Origin of the sequence: Streptoverticillium olivoreticuli subsp. olivoreticuli (genome assembly GCF_003391135.1) — a bacterium.
GTDB classification, from domain to species: domain Bacteria; phylum Actinomycetota; class Actinomycetes; order Streptomycetales; family Streptomycetaceae; genus Streptomyces; species Streptomyces blastmyceticus.
The window spans coordinates 2,222,321-2,245,439 of sequence record NZ_CP031455.1; the positions used below are offsets into that span (position 1 = coordinate 2,222,321).

3 protein-coding genes are annotated in these 23,119 nt (G+C 69.8%); all 3 read right to left on the minus strand.

What is annotated here, in order from left to right; translation table 11 throughout:
- Positions 1-65 precede the first annotated feature (65 nt).
- The 3 genes from DXZ73_RS38015 to DXZ73_RS09165 all read right to left on the minus strand — a co-directional run bounded on the left by DXZ73_RS38015 (position 66) and on the right by DXZ73_RS09165 (position 22,872).
- Positions 66-20,480: a type I polyketide synthase gene (locus DXZ73_RS38015; protein WP_425315907.1), complete on the minus strand. Its 20,415-nt coding sequence runs from the start codon at positions 20,478-20,480 to the stop codon at positions 66-68.
- A 344-nt stretch (positions 20,481-20,824) separates the two neighbouring features.
- Positions 20,825-21,889 carry an arylcarboxylate reductase gene (locus tag DXZ73_RS09160; protein ID WP_116215508.1) on the minus strand — a complete coding sequence of 355 codons (1,065 nt, stop codon included), beginning with the start codon at positions 21,887-21,889 and terminating at the stop codon, positions 20,825-20,827.
- Between the two features lie 5 nt (positions 21,890-21,894).
- Complete coding sequence (locus tag DXZ73_RS09165; RefSeq protein ID WP_116210516.1) at positions 21,895-22,872, minus strand: acyltransferase domain-containing protein; 978 nt, start codon at positions 22,870-22,872, stop codon at positions 21,895-21,897.
- Positions 22,873-23,119 lie beyond the last annotated feature (247 nt).

Sequence of the window (23,119 nt, forward strand, 5' to 3'; positions counted from 1 at the left end):
GCCGGGCGTGCCGACACCGGGTGCGGAGCCGGAGCCCCGTGGCAGGAGTGGGATGGATCGCACGGTCAGGAGTCCCCGAATTCCGAGTCGATGAACTTGAACAGCTCGTCGGCCGACACCGATTCGAGTTGCTCGGCGACGCTTTCCGGGCTCTCGGGAACGTCGGCGGGAGACTGCTTCACCACCGGTGGGGCAGTCGGCGAAGAAGTCGCCTCCCATTGGGAGAGGAGGCTCTTCAGCCGGTTCGTGACGGATTCCCGCGTGGCGTCGTCGGGCCGCACCGAGGTGAGCAACGCCGATTCCAGTCGGTCGAGTTCGGCCGCCAATTCCGCCGCGGATCCGGCGGCCTGCGGGGCGTCCGGTGCCGTCTCCTCGACGGCCGGGGCGACCTCTTCCCGTATGTGGCGGGCCAGGGACGCCGGGGTCGGGTGGTCGAACACGAGGGTCGCGGGCAGCCGGAGGCCGGTGGCCGCGTTGAGGCGGTTGCGCAGCTCCACTGCGGTCAGCGAGTCGAAGCCGAGCTCGAGGAAGCCCCGGTCCGGCGCGATGGAGTTGGCCGACGTGTGTCCGAGGACGGCGACGGCGTGCTCCCGCACCAACCGCAGGACGACGCGCTGCTGTTCCGTCTCGCCCAGCCCCGCCAGGCGCTGCCGCAACGAGGCGGGCCCGTCCTGCTGAGGCGCCGTCCGCGCGGATCGCCGGGTGACGGCCGCCCCGCTCCCGGCCGGATGCCGGACGGCGAGACCGCGGAGCAGCGGATCGGCGCTGTCGGCCAGGGCCGCCGTGTCGAGGTGTACGGGCACCACGACCGCGTCGGCGGCCGCTTGGGCGGCATCAAAGAGTGCGAGTCCTTCGTCGGAGGGCAGCGGGACCATTCCCCCACGCGCCATACGCGCCAGATCCACCGTATCCAGATGCCCCGTCATCGCACTGCGCTCGGCCCACAGACCCCACGCATACGACACCGCAGGCAAACCCACAAACCGACGACACGCAGCCAGAGCATCGACAAAAGCATTCGCCGCCGCGTAATTACCCTGCCCCGCAGCACCCAGCACACCAGCCGCCGACGAGAACAAAGCAAACAACGCCAGATCACAATCCAGCGTCAACTCATGCAAGTTGACCGCAGCATCCACCTTCGCCCGCAACACCACATCAACACGCTCCGGCGTCAGCGACTCCACCACACCGTCATCCAAAACACCCGCCGCATGCACCACACCAGTCAGCGGATACCCCGCAGGGATCCCCGCCAGCAGATCAGCCAGAGCGTCACGGTCCGCGACATCACACGCCTCGATGCTCACCTGCGCACCAGCAGCCGACAGTTCGGCCTCAAGCTCCGCCATACCCTCGGCCGCACGACCACGCCGGCTCACCAACAACAGACGCCGCACACCATGCACAGCCACCAGATGCCGCGCCACCAGACCACCCAGCACACCCGTGGCACCCGTGACCAGAACCGTGCCCCCACCATCAAGCACCGCCGGCACACTCAGCACAACCTTGCCCACATGCCGCGCCTGACTCATGAACCGGAACGCCTCCGGCGCCCGACGCACATCCCACACACTCACCGGCAAAGGCTCAAGAACCCCCGCCTCGAACAACCCCACAATCTCCACGAGCATCTCACCGATCCGACCCGGACCGGCCTCCACCAGATCAAACGCCCGATACCGCACACCCGGATGAGAAACCGCCACATCCTCAGCACCACGAATATCCGTCTTGCCCATCTCCACAAACCGCCCCCCACGCGGCAACAACCGCAAGGAAGCATCGACGAACTCACCCGCCAACGAATCCAGCACCACATCCACACCACGACCCTCGGATGTCTTGACGAAGCTCTCTTCGAATTCGAGCGTGCGGGAAGAGGCGATATGCGCGTCGTCCAGTCCGAGCGAGCGCAGCACGTCCCACTTTCCGGGACTGGCGGTGGCGAAGACCTCGACACCCCAGGCGCGGGCCAACTGCACCGCCGCCATGCCCACACCACCGGCAGCCGCGTGCACCAGCAACGACTCGCCCGGGCGCAGGTCGGCGAGGTCCCGCAGGGCGTAGAGCGCCGTCACGAAGACGGTGGGAGTGGCGGCGGCCCGAGTAAAGGACCAGCCTTGCGGGATACGGACGAGCATCCGGTGATCCGTCACCGCCAACGGCCCGAAACCACCCGAGAACAACCCCATCACACGATCACCCACAGCCAGCCCCGTCACACCGGAACCGACCTCCACCACCACACCAGCACCCTCACCACCCAGCAACGCCTCCCCCGGATACATCCCCAGAGAAATCAACACATCACGGAAGTTCACCCCAGCCGCACGCACAGCGACCCGAACCTCCAACTCCCCCAACACCCGCACCCCATCCGGGCACCCCACCAACGACAAACCCTCAAACGTGCCACCACCACCCGCCTCCAACCGCCACGAGGTGTGGGCCCCCGCTGCGGCCGGGACGGGGAGCGTCGCGGTGGTTCCGCGGGCCAGCCGTGCGACGTACGCGACGCCCGAACGCACCGCGATCTGCGGTTCGTCCGAGGTCAGCAGGGGTACGAGCACCGACCACGCCAGGTCGTTCCCGTCCACGTCCAGGAGGGTGAAGCGACCCGGGTGCTCGGACTGCGCGGACCGCAGCAGCCCGCGCGCGGCACTCACCGGGAGGTCCCGTACGGAAACGTCCGGGCCGGATTCCACCGGCACGGCGCCCCGCGTCACAACGACCAGCCGTGAGTCGGCGAACCGCTCGTCCGCCAGCCACGTCTGCACCACGTCCAGCGCCCGATGGGTGACCGCCCGGGTGGCGGACGGGGCGTCCGCCACCGCTGCCGGTGCCGTGAGCGGGAGGAGGACGAGCTCCGGTGCGCTGATCGCACCCGAGCCGATGGCCTCGGACAGGGCAGCGAGATCCGCGTAGGCGTCGGCGTCTCCCGCGGCCGACTCCGAGAGTGCGCCCAGCTCCGGCCCGTAGGCATCGCCGATCACGGCCCAGCGGACCGCGGCCACGGGATCAGTGGCCCCGTCCGGGGAGCTCACCCACTCCAGGCGGAACAGCGAGTCGTGGGCGGAGTCGGTCCCGAGCTGTCCGACGGACACCGGACGGGCCACGAGAGCGTCCACGGAGGCCACCGGCTGTCCGACGCCGTCGGCGAGCTCGATGGCCACGCCGTCGCCACCGGCGGGCGAGAGCTTCACGCGCAGCACGGACGCACCCGTCGCGTACAACGACACACCGGTCCACGCGAACGGCAACCGAACCTGCTCCGCACCACCGAAGACCGTATCGACCCCCGCATGCAACGCCGCGTCCAGCAACGCCGGGTGAATGCCGAAACCTGTCGCATCGGTTTCGGGCAACGTCACCTCCGCGAAGATCTCCTCACCGAGCCTCCAGGCCGACCGCAGCCCCCGGAACACCGGCCCGTACTCCAGACCCGTCCCCGCCAACCGCTCGTAGAACCCCTCCGTATCGATCACCTCGGCACCCGCCGGCGGCCAGACCGACAGCGCCCCGGAGGCCGGGGCCTCGGGCTCGCCGCCGAGCAGGGTGCCGGTGGCGTGCCGCGTCCAGGGGGCCTGCTCCGAAGCGGCCTCGGGGCGGGCGTACACGCTCAGCGTGCGCCGTCCCTCCTCGTCGGGCCCGCCGACGGTGACCTGGATCAGGACGGCCTCGCGCTCGCGGAACACGAGCGGAGCCTCCAGCGTCAGCTCCTCCACCGTGCCGCAGCCGACGGAGTCACCGGCCCGCAGCGCGAGCTCGACGAACGCCGTACCCGGCAACAACACCCGCCCGAGAACGGCATGATCGGCCAACCAGGCGTGCGTACGCAGCGACAACCGCCCCGTGAACAGGAAACCACCGGACTCCGGCAACGCGACCGCCCCGCCCAGCAGCGGATGGTCGGCCGAGGCGAGCCCCGCCGAGGTCACGTCGCCCACAGCGGAGGACGTCTCCAGCCAGAACCGCTCGTACTGGAAGGCGTAGGTGGGCAGTTCCACCTGCCGGGCGCCCTCGAAGAGGGGGCGCCAGTCGACCGGGGCGCCGGAGACATGCGCTTCGGCGAGGGAGGTCAGGAAGCGGTCGAGCCCGCCCTCGTCACGACGGAGGGAACCGATGGCAGTGACCGGGGTGTCGACGGCTTCGGCGGTCTGCTGGATACCGACGGTCAGCACGGGGTGCGCACTGGCCTCTACGAAGATGCCGACACCGTCGGAAAGGAGGGCGCGTACGGTCTCGTCGAAACGGACCGTCTGGCGAAGGTTGCGGTACCAGTAACCCGCGTCCATCACCGACGTGTCGATCAACTCGGCGGAAACCGTGGAATAGAACGGCACCGAAGAAGAACGCGGCTCGATCCCGGACAGAATCTCCAGCAGCTCGCCCTCGATCAGCTCCACATGCGCGGAATGCGAGGCGTAATCCACCGGAATACGACGGGCACGGATGCCACCGGCCTCGCACACGGCAAGCAGCTCGTCCAGCGCCTCCGTGTCACCGGAAATCACCACCGCGGACGGCCCGTTCACCGCAGCGACCGAAAGACGATCGTCCAGGAGCGCCGTCACCTCGTCAACCGCCAGGGACACGGACACCATCCCGCCCTGACCCGACAGGGCCAGCAGAGCCTTGCTGCGCAGCGCGACGACCTTCGCCGCATCATCCAGCGACAGCGCACCCGCCACACACGCCGCGGCGATCTCGCCTTGCGAGTGACCGATCACGGCCGCGGGCTCGACACCGTACGAACGCCACAGCTCCGCCAGCGACACCATCACCGCGAACAACGCAGGCTGCACCACATCGACGCGCTCCAACGACGCAGCCCCAGGCGCGCCACGCAGCACATCGACCAACGACCAGTCCGTATAAGCACTCAGAGCAGTCGCACATTCACGAATCCGCTCGGCAAAGACCGGCGAGGCATCCAACAGCCCCGCCGCCATCCCCACCCACTGCGAACCCTGACCCGGGAACACCAGCGCCACCCGGCCACCGGCACCAGCCACACCCTCGACCAGACCCGCAGCGCCACGACCCTCCGCCAACGCACCCAAACCGTCGAGGAATCCGGCCCGGTCCCCGGCGACCACCACCGCACGGTGCTCGAACACCGACCGCCCCGTCACCAACGACAGACCCACATCGCCGACAGCCAACCCCGGACGGCCATCCACAAACACCCGCAACCGCTCCGCCTGCGCCCGCAGCGCAGCCTCCGAACGACCCGACACCAACCACGGCGCAACGCCGGCGGGAACCTCCGCGGGGGCAGCCTCTTCGGCGGCCACCGGCGCCTGCTCCAGCACCGCGTGGGCGTTCGTACCGCTCATGCCGAAGGAGGAGACGCCTGCCCGGCGGGGTTCACCGGTCTCCGGCCAGGAGACCGCGTCGGTGATCGGTTCGACCGCGCCGGCCGACCAGTCGACGTGCGGGGACGGCTCGTCGAGGTGCAGGGTCTGCGGCAGCACACCGTGCTGCATCGCCAGCACCATCTTGATCACACCGGCCACACCGGCGGCGGCCTGGGTGTGGCCGATGTTCGACTTCAGGGCGCCGAGCAGCAGCGGACGGTCCTCCGCGCGTTCCTGCCCGTAGGTGGCCATCAGGGCCTGTGCCTCGATCGGGTCGCCGAGCTTGGTGCCGGTGCCGTGCGCCTCGACCGCGTCCACCTGCCGGGCGGACAGCCCGGCGTTGGCCAGGGCCTGGCGGATCACCCGCTGCTGCGACGGGCCGTTCGGCGCCGTCAGGCCGTTGCTCGCGCCGTCCTGGTTGACGGCCGTGCCGCGTACGACACCCAGCACCCGGTGACCGTTGCGGCGGGCGTCGGAGAGGCGTTCCAGCAGCAGGACGCCCACGCCCTCGGCCGGGCCGAAGCCGTCGGCCGCCGCCGAGAACGGCTTGCACCGCCCGTCGGGGGCCAGGCCGCGCTGCCTGCTGAAGCCGATGAAGGTGCTGGGAGTGGACATGATCGTCACACCCCCGGCCAGGGCCAGCGAGCACTCGCCCTGCCGCAGCGCCTGCACCGCGAGGTGCAGCGCGACCAGCGACGACGAGCACGCCGTGTCCACGGCGACGGCCGGGCCTTCGAGCCCGAAGACGTACGCGAGCCTGCCGGAGGTGACGCTCAGCGCGTCGCCGGTCAGCAGATAGCCCTCGACGCCGTCCGCGCCCTGGTGCGGTCCGGTGCTGTAGCCCTGGGGTGCGGCGCCGACGAACACGCCGGTCCGGCTGCCGCGCAGCGACGCGGGGTCGATGCCCGTGCGCTCGAACGCCTCCCAGGAAGTCTCCAGCAGCAGCCGCTGCTGCGGATCCATGGCGAGGGCCTCACGCGGGGAGATCCCGAAGAAGCCCGGGTCGAAGTCGCCCGCATCGTGCAGGAAGCCGCCGTGCCGGGTGTAGCTCTTCCCGAGGGCGTCGGGGTCGGGGTCGTAGAGGCCGTCGAGGTCCCAGCCCCGGTCGGCCGGGAGGCCGGTGATGGCGTCCCGGCCCTCGGTGAGCAGCTCCCACAGGTCTTCCGGGGAACGCACCCCGCCGGGGAAGCGGCAGCTCATCGACACGATCGCGATCGGGTCGTCGTCGATCGACGCCGTCTGCCGTACGGAGACGGCCGTGTCGTCGGCCTCCTCCGGTGCGCCGAGCAGCTCGGTCCGCAGGTGGTGCGCCAGGGCGGCGGGGTTGGGGTAGTCGAAGACGAGGGTCGCGGACAGCCGGAGGCCGGTGGCCGCGTTGAGGCGGTTGCGCAGCTCCACGGCGGTCAGCGAGTCGAAGCCGTGCTCCTTGAACGGGCGCTCGGCCTCCACGGCGTCCGCCTCGGTGTGGCCGAGGACGGTGGCCGCGTTGGCGCGGACGAGTTCGAGGAGGAAGCGGTCGCGCTCCCGCTCGCTCAGTGCGGACAGCTGCCGCAGGAGAGAGGAGTCGTCGGCGCCACCATTGTCGGCGCTGAGGACGCGTCGGGTCGCGGCCCTCGGCCGCTGCACGAGGGCACTCAGGAGAGCCGGTACGGTGCCGGTCCCGGCGAGGGCGGCGAGCCCTGCGGCGTCGAACTTCGCGGGGACGACAAGGGATTCGGCGATGGTGAGGGATGCGTCGAAGAGGGCGAGTCCTTCGTCGGAGGGCAGCGGAACCATTCCCCCACGCGCCATACGCGCCAGATCCGCCGTATCCAGATGCCCCGTCATCGCACTGCGCTCGGCCCACAGACCCCACGCATACGACACCGCAGGCAAACCCACAAACCGACGACACGCAGCCAGAGCATCAACAAAAGCATTCGCCGCCGCGTAATTACCCTGCCCCGCAGCACCCAGCACACCAGCCGCCGACGAGAACAAAGCAAACAACGCCAGATCACAATCCAACGTCAACTCATGCAAGTTGACCGCAGCATCCACCTTCGCCCGCAACACCACATCCATGCGCTCCGGCGTCAGCGACTCCACCACACCGTCATCCAAAACACCCGCCGCATGCACCACACCAGACAGCGGACGATCCACAGGAATCCCCGCCAGCACACCAGCCAGAGCATCACGGTCCGCAACATCACACGCCTCGATGCTCACCTGCGCACCAGCAGCCGACAGCTCAGCCTCAAGCTCCGCCATACCCTCGGCCTCACGGCCACGCCGGCTCACCAGCAACAGATGCCGCACACCATGCTCAGCCACCAGATGCCGCGCCACCAGACCACCCAGCACACCCGTGGCACCCGTGACCAGAACCGTGCCCCCACCATCAAGCACCGCCGGAACACTCAGCACAACCTTGCCCACATGCCGCGCCTGACTCATGAACCGGAACGCCTCCGGCGCCCGACGCACATCCCACACACTCACCGGCAAAGGCTCAAGAACCCCCGCCTCGAACAACCCCACAATCTCCACGAGCATCTCACCGATCCGACCCGGACCGGCCTCCACCAGATCAAACGCCCGATACCGCACACCCGGATACCCCGAAGCCACCGCACCCGCGTCCCGGACATCCGTCTTGCCCATCTCCACAAACCGCCCCCCACGCGGCAACAACCGCAAGGAAGCATCGACAAACTCACCCGCCAACGAATCCAGCACCACATCCACACCACGACCCTCGGTGACCGAGGTGAAGAGGTGCTCGAAGTCCAGGGTTCGCGATGACGCGAGATGGTCGTCGTCCACGCCAAGGGCCCGTACGGTCTCCCATTTGCCGGGACTCGCGGTGGCGAAGACCTCCACGCCCCAGGCACGGGCCAACTGCACCGCCGCCATACCCACACCACCCGCAGCGGCATGCACCAGCAACGACTCGCCCGAGCGGACGTCGGCGAGGTCCCGGAGCGCGTACATCGCCGTCGTGAACACCGCCGGCACGGATGCGGCCCGGGTGAAGGACCAGCCCTGCGGGATACGGACGAGCATCCGGTGATCCGTCACCGCCAACGGCCCGAAACCACCCGAGAACAACCCCATCACACGATCACCCACAGCCAGCCCCGTCACACCGGAACCGACCTCCACCACCACACCAGCACCCTCACCACCCAGCAACGCCTCCCCCGGATACATCCCCAGAGAAATCAACACATCACGGAAGTTCACCCCAGCCGCACGCACAGCGACCCGAACCTCCAACTCCCCCAACACCCGCACCCCATCCGGGCACCCCACCAACGACAAACCCTCAAACGTGCCACCACCACCCGCCTCCAACCGCCAGGCGGCCGAGCCGTCGGCGGGCTTCAGCACGGTGTCGGAGGTGCCGGTGGCGAGCCTCGGTACGAGGACCGCACCGTCGCGGATCACGACCTGCGGTTCCCCGGCGGCGAGGGCCGCGTCGAGGGCGTCGAGCGAGGGATCCTCGTTGTCGAGGTCGAGCAGGACGAATCGGTCCGGGTTCTCGGACTGCGCGGACCGCACCAGGCCCCACACCGCGGCCGAGGCGAGGTCCCGGACGTCCTGACCCGCGCCCGCCGCCACCGCGCGCCTGGTCACCAGGACCAGCCGCGAGCCGACGAACCGGTCGTCCGCCAGCCACGTCTGCACCACGTCCAGCGCCCGGTGCAGCGTGCCGCGCGTCGCCGCGGGCACATCGGTGGCCGAGGAGGCGTCGAAGGGGACGAGGACCAGGTCCGGCAGCGGGTCGCCCGCGCCGACGGCCCGGCTCAGCGCCTCCAGGTCGGCGAGGAGCGGGAGTTCGGACCCCGCGGCCCCCCAGGTCGCGCCGAAGCCGCCATCGCCGATCACCACGGACCGGCCGACGGAGCTCGCTCCGGAGGTGGCCGGCGCGCTCACCCACTCCACGCGGTAGAGCGACTCGGGCCCACGGTCGACGGCGAACCGCTCCGCGGAGACGGGTCGCGTGACCAGCGAGTCCACCGACGCCACGGGAACACCCGACGCGTCGGTCACCAGCACGGCGACGCCGTCACCGCCGACGGGCGAGAGCTTCACGCGCAGCACGGACGCACCCGTCGCGTACAACGACACACCGGTCCACGCGAACGGCAACCGCACCTGCTCCGCACCACCGAAGACCGTACCCACCCCCGCATGCAACGCCGCATCCAGCAACGCCGGGTGGACACCGAAGCCCGCCGCGTCCCCTTCCGGAAGCACGACCTCGGCGAAGATCTCCTCACCGAGCCGCCAGGCCGATCGCAGCCCCCGGAACACCGGCCCGTACTCCAGACCCGTCCCCGCCAACCGCTCGTAGAACCCCTCCGTATCGATCACCTCGGCACCCGCCGGCGGCCATACGGAAGACGGCGCCGACAGCTGCGTCCGACCGGCAGGGGCGAGTACGCCCTTGGCGTGCCGGGTCCAGAGGCTCTGGTCCGGGGCGTCCTCGGGGCGGGAGTAGACGCTCAGCGCACGGCGGCCTTCGACACCCTCCGAGGAGCCGATGATCAACTGAAGCTGGATTCCACCGTGTTCCGGCAGCACCAGCGGAGCTTCCAGGGTGAGCTCCTCCACACGATCGCAGCCGACGGAGTCACCGGCCCGCAGCGCAAGCTCGACAAACGCCGTACCCGGCAACAACACCCGCCCAAGAACGGCATGATCGGCCAACCAGGCGTGCGTACGCAGCGACAACCGCCCCGTGAACAGGAAACCACCGGACTCCGGCAACGCGACCGCCGCGCCGAGCAGCGGGTGGTCGGCTGCCCCCAGACCGGCCGAGGCCACATCACCCGCGACGGCGGAGGGCTGCACCCAGTAGCGCTGGTGCTGGAAGGCGTAGGTGGGAAGGTCGACCTGCCGGGCGCCCGCGAAGAGCGGGCGCCAGTCGACGGACGCACCGGCTGTGTGTGCTTCGGCGAGGGAGGTCAGGAAGCGGTCCAGGCCGCCCTCGTCACGACGGAGGGAACCGATGGCGGCGGCAGGTGTGCCGACGGCCTCAGCGGTCTGCTGGATACCGACCGTCAGCACGGGATGCGCACTGGCCTCTACGAAGATCCCGACACCGTCGGAAAGGAGGGCGCGTACGGTCTCGTCGAAACGGACCGTCTGACGGAGATTGCGGTACCAGTAGCCCGCGTCCATCACCGACGTATCGATCAACTCGGCGGAAACCGTGGAATAGAACGGCACCGAAGAAGAACGCGGCTCGATCCCGGACAGGATCTCCAGCAGCTCGCCCTCGATCCGCTCCACATGCGCGGAATGCGAGGCGTAATCCACCGGAATACGACGGGCACGAATCCCGCCCGCCTCGCACGTCGCCAGAAGCTCATCCAGAGCATCCACATCACCCGAAACCACCACCGCAGACGGGCCGTTCACCGCAGCAACCGAAAGACGGTCATTCAGCAGCGCCTCGACCTCACCGACCGGCAGGGAAACCGAGACCATCCCACCCTGACCGGAGAGCGCCAGCAACGCCCTGCTCCGCAGCGCGACCACCTTCGCCGCATCATCCAGCGACAGCGCACCCGCCACACACGCAGCAGCAATCTCACCCTGCGAATGACCGATCACCGCAGCAGGCTCGACACCGTACGAACGCCACAGCTCAGCCAGCGACACCATCACCGCGAACAACGCAGGCTGGACAACATCCACCCGCTCAAGCGACGCCGCACCATCCGCACCACGCAGCACATCGACCAACGACCAGTCCGTATAAGCACTCAGAGCAGTCGCACACTCATGAATCCGCTCGGCAAAGACCGGCGAAGCATCCAACAGCCCCGCCGCCATCCCCACCCACTGCGAACCCTGACCCGGGAACACCAACGCCCCCCGGGCACCGGCACCAGCCACACCCTCGACCAGACCCGCAGCGCCACGACCCTCCGCCAACGCGCCCAGGCCGTCCAGCAGCCCGTCACGGTCCTCGGCAACCACCACCGCGCGACGCTCGAGCACCGTCCTTGCCGTCGCCAGCGAGAGGCCGATGTCCGTGATGGACTCCTCGGTGTGCTCTTCCAGATGTGCCCGGAGCCGCTCCGCCTGCGCCCGCAGCGCCGCGTCCGTACGGCCGGACACCACCCACGGCACCACACCGGCGGGAACCTCCGCAGGGACGGTCTCCTCGGCGACCACCGGTGCCTGCTCCACCACGACGTGCGCGTTCGTACCGCTGACGCCGAACGAGGACACGCCCGCCCGGCGCGGCCGCTCCACCTCCGGCCACGGCACCGACTCGGTGAGCAGCTCGACCGCGCCCGCGGACCAGTCCACGTGGGTACTGGGCTCGTCGATGTGCAAGGTCTGCGGCAGCACACCGTGCCGCATCGCCAGCACCATCTTGATCACACCCGCCACACCGGCAGCAGCCTGCGTATGACCGATGTTCGACTTCACCGAACCCAGCCACAACGGCTGTCCCTCGGCGCGCTCCTGACCATAAGTGGCCAGCAGCGCCTGCGCCTCGATCGGGTCGCCCAGCGTCGTACCCGTACCATGCGCCTCCACCACGTCGACATCGGCCGCCGACAGCCGCGCGTTGGCCAGTGCCTGGCGGATCACCCGCTGCTGCGACGGGCCACTGGGAGCGGTGAGGCCGTTGCTCGCGCCGTCCTGGTTGACGGCCGTACCACGTACGACACCCAGCACCCGGTGACCGTTGCGCTGAGCGTCGGACAGCCGCTCCAGCAGCAACACGCCCACGCCCTCGCCCCAGCCGGTGCCGTCCGCCGCGGCGGCGAACGGCTTGCAGCGGCCGTCCGCGGCCAGCCCGCGCTGCCTGCTGAACTCGACGAACAGCTCGGGGGTGGACATCACGGTCACACCGCCCGCGAGCGCCATGGTGCACTCGCCCTGGCGCAGCGCCTGCGCGGCGAGGTGCAGGGCCACCAGCGAGGACGAGCACGCCGTGTCGACCGTGACCGCCGGGCCTTCGAGACCGAAGGTGTACGAGATGCGGCCGGAGACGACACTGGCCGCGCTGCTGGTCACCAGGTGGCCTTCGACGCCCTCCGCCGCCTGCCGCAGACTGGTGCCGTAGTCCTGGCCGTTGCTCCCGACGAAGACGCCCGTGCGGCTGCCCCGGAGCAGGGCCGGGTCGATGCCCGCGCGCTCGAACAGCTCCCACGAGGTCTCCAGCAGCAGCCGCTGCTGCGGGTCCATCGCCAGCGCCTCGCGCGGGGAGATCCCGAAGAAGCCCGGGTCGAAGTCACCGGCGTCGGCGAGGAAGGCGCCTTCCTTGACGTAGCTCTTCCCCAGGGCGTCCGGGTCGGCGGCGTAGAGCGATTCGAGGTTCCAGCCGCGGTCGGCGGGGAAGTCCGTGAGGACGTCCTCGCCCGAGATCAGCAGCCGCCACAGGTCCTCGGGGGTCCGCACGCCGCCGGGGAAGCGGCAGCTCATGGAGACGATGGCGATCGGCTCGTCGGCGACGGCCGAGGTCGTGACCACGAGTGCCGAGGCGGTGTCCGCGCCCAGGGCCTCGGTGCGCAGGTGCCGGGCCACTGCCACGACGGTGGGGTGGTCGAAGAGGAGGGTGCTCGGCAGGCGCAGGCCCGTGGCGGCGTTCAGCCGGTTCCGGAGGGTGACCGAGGCCAGCGAGTCGAATCCGAGCTCCTTGAAGGCACGCCCCGTCTCGACCGTTTCCGCCTTCGAGTGCCCCAGCACGGCCGCCACATGGGTCCGCACCAACTCCACGAGCAGGCGGCCCTGTTCGGTGCCGGAGAGTCCGGCCAGGCGCTGCCGCAAGGACGTGCCGGCGTCTGCTGCCGAGTCGGTCCCGGTGACGGACCGCCGTACGTCGAACAGCCCGTCCAGCAGTCGGCTCGGGCGGACATCGGCTGTGGCACGCGCGAAGCTCTCCCAGTCGACATCGGCGACGACCGGGCAGGCCAGGGACCGGCGGACGGCCTGGTGCATGGCGTCGACGGCGAGTTCGGGCGACATGGCCGGCAGGCCGTGCCGCCGCCAGCGCTCCGCGACGGCGTCGGCCATGCCGCCGTCGGCCCAGGGGCCCCAGGCGATGGAGGTGGCGGGCAGGCCCGCGGCCCGGCGCTGCTCGGCGAGCGCGTCGAGATAGGCGTTCGCGGCCGCGTAGTTGGCCTGACCGGCCGCACCCACCGCACCGGTGAACGACGAGAAGAGGACGAACGCCGACAGGTCCATGCCGACGGTGAGCTCGTGCAGGTGTCGCGCGGCCTCCGCCTTGGCCCGCAGCACGGTCTCGAACCGCTCGGGCGTCAGCGCGTCCAGCACACCGTCGTCGAGAACACCCGCCGTATGCACCACAGCAGTCAGATCCGGAACACCCGCGAGCAGCCCCGCAAGCGCGTCACGGTCGCCCGCGTCACACGCGGCCACCGTCACCCGCACGCCAAGAGCAGTGAGCTCCGTACGCAGCTCCTCCGCCCCTTCGGCAGCGGGACCACGACGGCTGACCAACACCAGGCGCTCGGCACCATTACGAGCCAGCCAACGCGCGACATGAGCACCCAGGGCACCCGTACCACCAGTGACCAGCACGCTTCCCGACGGTCGCCACTCGGCGGAAGCCGGGGCCGTCGCGCGTGCGAGGCGCCGCGCGAGCACGCCCGAGGAGCGCAGCGCGATCTGGTCCTCGCCGGTCGCCCCGGCGATCACGGCGGGCAGGCGCCCGGCCGTACGCTCGTCCAGTGTGTCCGGCAGGTCGACGAGGCCGCCCCAGCGGTCCGCGGCCTCCGTGGCGGCGACCCGCCCGAGGCCCCAGATCTGGGCCTGTTCGGCATTGTGCAGAGGGTCCGAGGAGCCGGTGGATACCGCACCCCGGGTGACACACCACAAGGGCGCGTCGATATCGGCATCACCGAGGGCCTGCACCAGCAAGAGCGTCAGCGCGACACCCACCGGCACGGACGGCGCGTACGGATCCCGGCCCCCGGCCTCGCCGAGCAGGGAGACCACACGGTCGTACGGGACCGTCACCTCTCGAAGCCGCTCGGCCACAGAAGCACGGTCGGCGACCGTGGCATCCAGCTCGACCACCGACAACCCGACGCCGGACGCCTCCAGCGCCCGGACGCACTCCGCGATCCACGCATCCTCCGCGAGACCGGCAGGAACCACGACCAGCCACCGACCGGTCAGCGCCTCGGGGGTCACACCTGAGACGGGAGCCCACTGCACCTGGTAGCGCCAGCTGTCCACGAGCGACCGCTCACGGGACTGCCGACGCCAGGCGGAGAGAACAGGAAGGACAGCTGCGAGAGACTCGCTGCTCTCGGTGTCCAACGCGTCGGCCAGCGCGGGCAGATCCTCACGCTCCACCGCGTCCCAGAACCCGGCATCAGCGGTATCGGTCGTGGCCGCGGTCGTGGTCTCCAGCCAGTAGCGGTCGCGCTGGAACGCGTACGTGGGCAGCTCGACGCGACGGCCGCCGGTCACGCCGCCCGCGCGCAGCACCTCCACCCAGTCCACGCGTACACCGCGCACATGGACTCCAGCGAGAGCCTCCAGGACTGTGCGCGTCTCACTGATATCGGTGCGGAGGGCGGGGGTGAAGGCCGCGTCGGGCAGACAGTCCTGGCCCATCGCGGACAGCACACTGTCAGGGCCCAACTCCAGGAAGGTGGAAACACCTTCGGAGCCAAGGGCTTCGATTCCATCGGCGAAGCGGACGGAATCACGGACGTGACGCACCCAGTACGCGGGAGAGCACAGCTCCTCCGGCGCGGCAATCGAACCCGTCAGGTTCGAAACGACCGGGATCGAGGGAGCCGCATACGTCAGCTCCTCCGCTACCTTCGCGAAGTCGGCCAGCATCGGGTCCATCAACGGCGAGTGGAACGCGTGCGAAACCCGCAACCGCTTCGTCTTCACACCCCGCGCCGCGAGCTGGGTGGCGACGTCCTCGACAGCACCCTCAGTACCCGAAAGCACCACGGAAACGGGCCCATTGACCGCCGCGATACTGACCTCGGCCTCACGACCCACAAGGAGCGGCAGCACATCGGCCTCCGATGCCTGCACCGCCACCATCGCACCGCCAGCGGGAAGCGCCTGCATCAGACGGCCACGAGCGGCCACCAACACACACGCATCATCCAACGAGAGCACACCCGCCACATGCGCGGCAGCAATCTCACCGATCGAATGACCACCCACGAAGTCCGGGCGCACACCCCACGACTCCACCAGCCGGAACAACGCCACCTCAACCGCGAACAAAGCCGCCTGGGTGAACACCGTCTGATCCAGCAGATCCGACCCACCGAACACCACATCACGCAACGGCCGGCCAAGATCGAACCGCGCACACACAGCATCAAAAGCCTCGGCATACACCGGGTACGCCTCATACAACTCGCGGCCCATGCCCGCCCGCTGGCTCCCCTGACCCGAGAACAGCACCGCCGACTTACCCGAAGCCACCACAGACCCCTGCACCACACCCGGCACAGACCCACCCGCAGCCAACCCAACCAGCCCAGCCGCAAAACCCTCACGACCACCGGCCAGCACCACCGCACGATGCTCCAGATGCGACCGCGTCACCACCAGCGAACGCGCCACACCCGCCACCGGGACATCAGCACCCGCAAACGGCACCAACCGCCCCGCCTGCGCCCGCAACCCCGCCACGGAACGACCCGACACCACCCACGGCACCACACCCACAGCGGAAGGGCTCTCGGCCGACCGCTCCACAGGAGCCTCAGTCGTCTGCTCCAGAATCACGTGCGCGTTCGTACCGCTGATACCGAACGACGACACGCCCGCCCGACGCGGCCGCTCCACCTCCGGCCACGGCACCGACTCCGCCAGCAACTCCACCGCACCCGCAGACCAATCCACATGCGGCGACGGCTCATCGATGTGCAACGTCTGAGGCAGCATGCCGTGCTGCATGGCCAGCACCATCTTGATCACACCGGCGACGCCGGCGGCTGCCTGTGTGTGACCGATGTTGGACTTGGCCGAGCCGATCCACAGCGGCCGACCGTCTTCGCGGTCCTGGCCATAAGTGGCCAGCAGCGCCTGCGCCTCGATCGGGTCACCCAGGGCGGTGCCCGTACCGTGCGCCTCCACCGCGTCGACATCCGCCGCCGACAGACCCGCACTCGCCAACGCCTGCCGGATCACCCGCTGCTGCGAAGGACCATTCGGCGCCGTCAAACCATTCGACGCACCATCCTGATTGACAGCCGAACCACGCACCACGGCCAGCACGGGGTGCCCGTTGCGCCGGGCGTCCGAGAGCCGCTCCAGGAGGAGCATGCCGGCGCCCTCCGCCCAGCCCGTGCCGTCCGCGGCCGCGGAGAACGGCTTGCATCGGCCGTCCGGGGCCAGCCCGCTCTGTCGGCTGAACTCCACGAACAGACCGGGTGTCGACATCACCGTCACACCGCCCGCGAGCGCCATGGTGCACTCGCCCTGGCGCAGCGCCTGCGCCGCCAGATGCAGCGCCACCAGCGACGACGAACACGCCGTGTCCACCGTGACCGCGGAACCCTCGAAACCGAAGGTGTAGGAGATCCGGCCCGACGCCGCGCTGACGGTATTTCCCGTCAGCAAATAGCCCTGGAGATCCTCGGACGCGTCATGCATCCGGGGGCCGTAGTCCTGCGCCATCGCGCCGACGAATACGCCGGTCCGGCTGCCGCGTACGGATTCCGGGTCGATTCCGGCCCGCTCAAAGGCCTCCCACGAGGTCTCCAGCAGCAGCCGCTGCTGGGGGTCCATGGCGAGGGCCTCACGCGGGGAGATCCCGAAGAACGCCGGGTCGAAGTCACCGGCGTCGTAAAGGAAGCCGCCCTCTCGGGCGGACGAAAGGCCGGGGCGGCCCTCACCCGCGCCATAGAGGCTTTCCAGGTCCCAGCCGCGGTCCACCGGGAATTCCGCGATCGCGTCCCCGCCGGAGGTCATGAGCTGCCACAGGTCTTCCGGTGAACGGACGTCACCCGGGTATCGGCAGCTCATCGCCACGATGGCGATCGGGTCGTCGTCCACCGCGGACACAGGCGCGTTCCCGGCGGCACCGGTCCCGGTCCCCGTCCCCAGCAGCGCGTCTCGAAGGTGCTGGACGAGCACCGTGGGCGTGGGATGGTCGAAGAGCAGTGTCGTCGCCAGCTTGAGGCCCGTGGCGCCGTTGAGTCGATTGCGGAATTCGACGGCGGTGAGGGAGTCGAAGCCGAGCTCCTTGAAGGTCCGCTTGGCGTCGACGGCTTCCGAACCGTCGTACTCCAGAGCCGTCGCGACCTGTGCGCGTACCAGGTCCAGCAGGAAGCCGTCCTGCTCGGCCGCGCCGAGCGGGGCGAGGCGCTGCCGGAGGAACGTCGCGGCATCGTCGGCCGGCGCGGATTCCGTCTCGAATACGGCTGTTGCCTCGAATGCCGGTGCCGCCTCGGGAGTCACCGCTGACGACGACTTCTCGAACCAGTAGCGGCGGCGCTGGAAGGCATACGTGGGCAGCTCGACCCGCCGCGCGCCCGTGCCGGCGAAAGGCACCGACCAGTCCACCGGCGCACCGGCGACAAAAGCCTCCGCGAGCGAGGTCAGGAAGCGCTCAGGACCGCCCTCGTCACGACGCAACGAACCGATGGCGGCGACCGGGGCGTTCATGGCCTCGGCGGTCTGCTGAATGCCGACGGTCAGCACGGGGTGTGCGCTGGCCTCTACGAAGATCTCAAGGCCGTCGGCCAGCAGGGCGCGTACGGTCTCATCGAAACGGACCGTCTGACGGAGATTGCGGTACCAGTAACCCGCGTCCATGACGGCCGTATCGATCAACTCGGCGGAAACCGTGGAATAGAACGGCACCGAAGAAGAACGCGGCTCGATCCCCTTCAGGATCTCCAGCAGCTCGCCCTCGATCCGCTCCACATGCGCGGAATGCGAGGCGTAATCCACCGGGATACGACGAGCACGGATCGCGTTCGTCTCACACTCAGCCAACAGCCCGTCAAGAGCCTCCGCATCACCCGAAACCACCACTGCGGACGGGCCGTTCACAGCCGCAACCGACAGCCGGTCGTTCAGCAGCGCCTCGACCTCACCGACCGGCAAGGAAACCGAGACCATCCCACCCTGACCGGACAGCGCCAGCAGCGCCCTGCTCCGCAGCGCGACCACCTTCGCCGCGTCCTCCAGCGAGAGAGCACCCGCCACACACGCCGCAGCAATCTCACCCTGCGAATGACCGATCACCGCAGCAGGCTCAACACCGTACGAACGCCACAACTCCGCCAGCGACACCATCACCGCGAACAACGCGGGCTGCACCACATCGACGCGCTCCAACGACGCAGCCCTAGGCACCCCCCGCAGCACATCGGTCAACGACCAGTCCACATACGGCGCCAGCGCAACCTCACACTGAGCAACCCGCTCCGCGAACACCGGCGAGGCATCCAGCAGCCCCGCCGCCATCCCCACCCACTGCGAACCCTGACCCGGGAAGACCAACGCCACCCGGGCATCCGCGCCCGCGACACCCCGCACCAGTCCCGGGGCGTCCCGCCTCTCCGCCAGCGCGCCCAGGCCGTCCAGCAGCCCGTCACGGTCCCCGGCGACCACCACCGCGCGGTGCTCGAACACCGACCGCGTCGTCGCCAACGACAGACCCAGATCGCCGACGGCCGGCTCGGGGCGGTCGTCCGCGTATGCCCGGAGCCGCTCCGCCTGCGCCCGCAGCGCGGCGTCCGAACGGCCCGACACCACCCACGGCACCACGGGCGGCATCGCGTCGGTGTCCGGCTCCGGGAGCTCCCGTGCGGGTGCCTCCGAGAGGACGAGGTGGCAGTTCGTACCGCCCATGCCGAAGGCGCTGACGCCGGCCGTCAGCGGGCGCTCCTCGCGGGCCCACGGTCCGGTCCCGGTGTGGACCCGCAGGTTGAGTTCGTCGAGCGGGATCCGGGGGTTGGGGGTCCTGAAGTGGAGGCTCGGGACGAGTTCCTTGTGCTTGAGGCACAGGGCGGTCTTGATGAGGCCGACGACGCCCGCGGCCCCTTCCAGGTGGCCGACGTTGGTCTTGGCCGAGCCCACCAGCAGGGGTGAGCCGGCCGGCCTGGCGGTGCCCAGGACGGCTCCGAGCGCACCTGCCTCCACGGGGTCGCCGACCTTGGTGCCGGTGCCGTGGAGTTCCACGTACTGGACCTCGGAGGGGTCGACTCCGGCGTGCTCGTAGGCGCGCCGCAGGACGTCCTCCTGGGCCGGCTGGTGCGGGGCCGTGAGGTTCTCGCCGCCGCCGTCGTTGTTGACGGCGCCGCCGCGGATGACGCAGTAGACGGGGTCGCCGTCGGCGAGGGCGTCGGCGAGGGGCTTGAGGACGACGACGCCCGCGCCTTCGCCGCGTACATAGCCGTTGGCCCGCTCGTCGAAGGTGTAGCAGGTCCCGTCCGGGGAGAGCCCGCCGAACTTGGCCGCTCCGATGGTGCTTTCCGGGGCGAGGTTGAGGTTGACGCCGCCCGCGATGGCGAGCGTGGCCTCGCCGCGCCGGATCTGCTCGCAGGCCATGTGGACGGCGACCAGGGACGACGCCTGCCCCGCGTCGATCGTGAGGCTGGGGCCGCGGAGGCCCAGGGTGTACGAGACACGGTTGGCGATGATGCTGCGGTGGAGGCCGGTGACGCTGTGCTGGTTGATGCCGGTCGCTGCGGGGTCGCTCCTGCGCTGCAGGGTGGCGTAGTCGTCCCAGATCACGCCGAGGCAGACGCCGGTCCGGCTGCCCCTGGTCCGCTCGGGGACGATCCCGGCGTCCTCCAGGGCCTCCCAGCTCAGTTCGAGGATCAGGCGCTGCTGGGGATCCATGGCCGCGGCCTCGCGGGGCGAGATGCCGAAGAAGGCGGGGTCGAATCCGGCGACCTGGTCCTGGCCCAGGAATCCGCCGCGCCGGGTGTTGATCTTTCCCGGGGCGGTGATGTCGGGGTCGAACAGGGCGTCCGCGTTCCAGCGGTCGGCGGGTGCGTCGGTGATGGCGTCGACGCCGTCGCGGAGCAGCCGCCAGAACGCCGTCGCGTCGGGTGCTCCCGGGAGTCGGCAGGACAGGCCGACCACAGCGATTGCCGTATCCGCCGGGCTGGTCGAGGCGTCGGAAACGTTCATCAGTGTGACTCCCCCAGGAGCTGTTCGTGCAAAGCAGGTCGCGACCGCGGGCGCGTTGCGCGCTTCCTCGCGGTGGCGGTGTGATGGAGGTGATGGTGGGGGCGGGCGTGGCTCAGCGCGGGCTCCGCCCCGGACCCGGTCCTCGGGCTTCCCCGGCCGACGCCGGAGGTGCCCCCGACGGGCCGGACTCTTCCGATGCGACTTGTCCGATGCGCGGCCCTTGGACACGCAGCGCTCGAACCGCGGGCGCGGACAGCCCGTTCGGTGATCGAGAAATTGCGGCGCCGCCGCGCCCGGGGGTCCGGGGGCGTGCGGCCCCCGGAGACGAACCCCCTGCCGGATACGGCTTAGTAGATGCCTTCCGGCGCGGTCCGGACGACCTGGAGCGGACGCGCGTTGGCCACGCCGTCACAGGGCCACTCGCTGCCGGTGTCGAAGCGCATCGCGAGGTCGCGCTCCAGGATGTTCGGCAGGAACAGGTCGTCGTGCATGACGGTCAGCCGGACCTGGCCGTGCTCGCCGTACCCGACGGTCCGCGTCCAGTCGTCTCGGTCCACCACGGCCATGGTGACCTGCGGGTAGTTGGGGACGCACGGGATGAGGTCGTCCTGCTCCACCGGCAGGGCCACGGTGTTGCCGAAGGTGTTGTTGTAGGTGACGACGAGCAGGCCGCCGTCGAGCGCCTCGAGGAAGCTGCGGCGCATGGCCGGTGTGGCGTGGGTGCCGCTGAGGCGGGCGCCCTTGAGCCTGGCGACCTGATCCGGCCTGCTCTTGGCGAGGGCCTGGAACAGCGCGGGCGTGGTGACGATGTAGTCGACCGGCTGGGTCTCCAGGATGGCCGACATCTGTCCGACGAGGTGGTCGGTGTACTCCTGGGCGTCCTTGAGGCGGCCGGCGCGCAGCATCCTCTTCACCCAGCGCGGGTCGAAGTCGATGCCGTAGACACGGGCGTCGTAGAGGTCGACGAGGTCCCAGGCTCCGTGGCCCATCAGGTGGGGTCCGGTCGGGCTGGCCTGGAGCCAGCTGCGGCCGGGCTCGAAGCCCTCCTTCTCGATGACCCAGCGCCGCCACGCGGCCCGCTGCTCCAGCATGGGCTCGGTGTAGTACACGCGGCACGGCGAACCGGTGGTGCCGCCGGACTCCCAGATGCGGCCCACGAGCGGCCGGGGCACGGCCAGCGGCACGAGGTCGGCGGGGTCGAGGGTGCGCAGGTCGCCGAGGGACATGGGACCGAACCGGGTCAGGTCCTCGTAGCGGGTGATGTCCCGGGGGTCGAAGGCGAGTTCGGCCGCACGCTCGAGCCAGTACGGGCTGCCGGTCTCGGGGTCGAAGTGGCGGCGCACCACGCGTCGCGTCCACTCGTCGATGTCCTGCGACAGCCACTCTTCGATCAGCGGAGTTACGTTCTTCATCTCGTTCACCGGCCCACTGCGTCAGGCGAGGGAAGCTCGATGCCGAGCTCATAGATGGCCGTCATGGCTTCGAATACGTGGTCCGGGGATTCCACGTGCACGACGGGGAACGAGGAACGGAGGAAGGTGCCGAAGGAGCACGGGCCCAGTACGAGCCCGAGTTCGGCGCCGCCCTGCTCCAGGCCGCTGAGCATATGCGGCACGCTCACCGGGTCGGTGGGGTTGCGGCGGAACAGATCGCGGATCTCCTCACCGGTGGTGAGGGCCTTTACCTCCATGCAGGAGTGCACGGGCACCCTGGGGTCACGGAAGGTCATCTCCTGGAGCGTCGGTTCCAGGAAGTCCCTGATGTCCTGCTGGAGCGGCGAGTGAAAAGCGACGCCATGCTCCTCGGATATCTGGAGTGCCCCGGCGGGGAGTTGAGTGCCGAATTCGGCAAGTGCCGCGCGATATCCGGCCAACAGCACCATTCGCTCGCTGCCGGTGCCGACCCGGCCGAGATCCGCGGACAGATGGACGTCGGGGTGCCCTTCGAGGCGCGCCTCGAGGTCGGTGTCGTACGCGAGGCGGACGGCGGCGACGCCATGGGCCGACCCGCTGTCGGCGGGGGCCGTGGGGGTGGGCACTTCCCGCATGCGCATAAGGAGTTTGAACAGGTCGGAGCGGTCGACGGCACCGGCGAGGCTCGCGCCGACGAGGGCGCCGAAGCTCAGTCCGCACACGGCGCCCGGAACGATCCCGTACTCCTCGGCGAGGACGTCCGCGATGCCGAACACGGCGGCGGCCTGGCGAATCGCGCCGATGCCCTGCCGGTGCTGCTGCCCGGCCTCGCGCTGCTCGGCGAAAATGCGCTGGGCGTCGAGGCCCGTCCACTCCTCTATTTGCTCATAACTCCGGCGAACGACGGGGAAAAGCTCATAGAGCTCCGCCCCGGCTCCTGGTTGATCGTTCATGCCGCCGTCAAGCACATAAGCAAGCGTCACGCTTGAATCCCCGCCTTACGCTGTCTCCCGTTAGGGCACGGCGGCACGCCACCTCACCGTGATCTCGCGGAGTCCCTCGGGCGAGTCAGACAGTGACGAGCGAAGATGCAGAACAACCGTCCCCCTTGCGGTTATCCAACCTGCCGGTGCGACCGAATGTCAACCAACTACCGCCCCCCAATGCGGACATACCTTCACAGGGGCCCGCTTTTCCGTACGGGGGAAACTCCGTGAGCTGCGTCACGGA